2 protein-coding genes are annotated in these 1890 nt (G+C 43.0%); both read left to right on the top strand.

The genetic code is table 11. From position 1 onward, the window contains the following. A partial coding sequence (locus ACUVJL_RS26435) for a mechanosensitive ion channel family protein (RefSeq protein ID WP_445248554.1) occupies positions 1-742 on the top strand: 742 nt, incomplete at its 5' end. A 267-nt stretch (positions 743-1009) separates the two neighbouring features. After that, the coding region (gene egtD / locus ACUVJL_RS26430; protein WP_445248553.1) for an L-histidine N(alpha)-methyltransferase at positions 1010-1890 on the top strand (881 nt) is incomplete at its 3' end.

Below are 1890 nucleotides of genomic sequence, written 5' to 3'. Positions count from 1 at the left end.
CCTAGTGCTGCACACCGAAACAGAACTCGATGAACTGCTCAGGCCTTTAATGCCCAAGATTTTTCAATCAGCAGCAATTATTGTATTTATCATCAAGATAAGCGAGGCATTTTTAGGACAATCGGCTGCTGCATTGGTGGGGCTGTTGGGCGGGGCGGGCATCACTTTTGGTTTACTGCTAAAAGATATTGTTTACGATTGGTTCTGCACCCTGATTATTTACTCCGACAATCTCTATCGAGAAGGTGACTGGGTGGGAATATCGGGAGTAGAGGGTTTCGTGCAGATACTCAGTATCGGATTCAGAACTACAACTCTGCACGTAACTAAGTGGGGTTCTATCATCAAGATGCCTAATTCCAAAATGATTTCTGGAATTGTCGAAAATTGGTCTCAAAATCCCGGTAAAGACTTAAAATGGGGCTTAGTCTTAACTCTCAAAATAGACGGCATTTCAGCGCGGCAAACAGCTCGAATTTGCGACAAGCTTGAAGAATTGCCGAAGTACATTCAAGGCTTATCTCCATCATGTACGGTGCGGTTCAAGCAAATCGATAAAAATGCCCGCGTTATTGAAATTATGGCATTCGTCAATGACGATAATTTCTATTTTGATGCTGAGAAAAACTTAAATCTCGCTATACTAGATTTACTCGAAAAAGAAGGAATAGATTTCCTGCACGTGGAACTGCAAACGGAGCCAGACAAATACAAACAAAGCATGCAAGCAACCAACAATTGAGCATTCATATTGACTCGAATATGGTCAATTTAGAGCAACTGCTTGCTCGCATCATGTTAGAACGGTTGAGAATCGGGTGAAGTACAGTTGCAGCAAGACCGGACATCTCTACTTTACTCAGCTCATTAATGCTAGATCGCCTGCTGTTTTTTGGATAACTCAACCTCAAATATATCGGTCATTCAAGCATTTGAGGGAAAAATATCCCGCCCCAACAGCAGCGAGTATTCCTGTTAAATTTATTGCACGCACACCGAGGAAAGCAAAATGTCAGCCGCATCCTTAACAACTCTTACAACTCTTCTGGATTGCCATCCTGTTCTCACAAATGATGGTGAAGATGTGATTGAAGGATTGACCAAAAACCAAAAGACTTTACCGGCTAAATATTTTTACGACAGCCGCGGTTCTCAGCTATTTGAACAAATTTGCGAGTTGCCGGAATATTATCCAACTCGAACAGAAGCTTCGATTTTGTGCCAATATGCTGGTGAAATCGCGCGGATAACAGGTGCTTGCGAACTAATAGAATTGGGCAGCGGCAGTTCTACAAAAACTCGCCTTTTGCTAGATGCTTACCAAGCTCTAAAATATGCCTGTAAGTACGTGCCTGTTGATGTGAGCGCCAGCATTCTCAAAGAGAGCGCCCTTCAATTGCAAGTGGAATATCCGACCCTGCACGTTCAAGGGTTGATAGGGACTTACGAACAAGCCCTCGCTCAATTAACGCCTGCATCTTTGCCTGCGCGGATGATTTTCTTCTTGGGCAGTTCTCTGGGGAATTTCACGCCGCAGGAATGCGATGTTTTATTGAACCAAATTACAGATGTACTCGCTCCGGGAGATTACTTTTTACTCGGCATTGACTTGCAAAAACCCCAACATATCTTAGAAGCAGCTTATAACGACTCTCAAGGCGTTACGGCTGCTTTTAACTTAAATATGCTCAACCATTTAAACTGGCGCTTTCAAGGCAATTTCGATACTGGTTTGTTCGCCCATCAAGCTATCTACAATCCAAATGAAAATCAAATTGAAATGTACTTGCACTGCTGCGCGAGTCATGTAGTGAATTTAGAGAGTCTCGGCTTGAATGTTACCTGGAAAACCGGGGAAACACTCCTTACTGAAATTTCTCGCAAGTTTGA

Origin of the sequence: Microcoleus sp. OTE_8_concoct_300, from assembly GCF_031383065.1 — a bacterium.
Lineage (GTDB): Bacteria > Cyanobacteriota > Cyanobacteriia > Cyanobacteriales > Microcoleaceae > Microcoleus.
The sequence above is the reverse complement of the archived record's forward strand: the minus strand, read 5'-3'. Positions and strand labels throughout refer to the sequence as shown.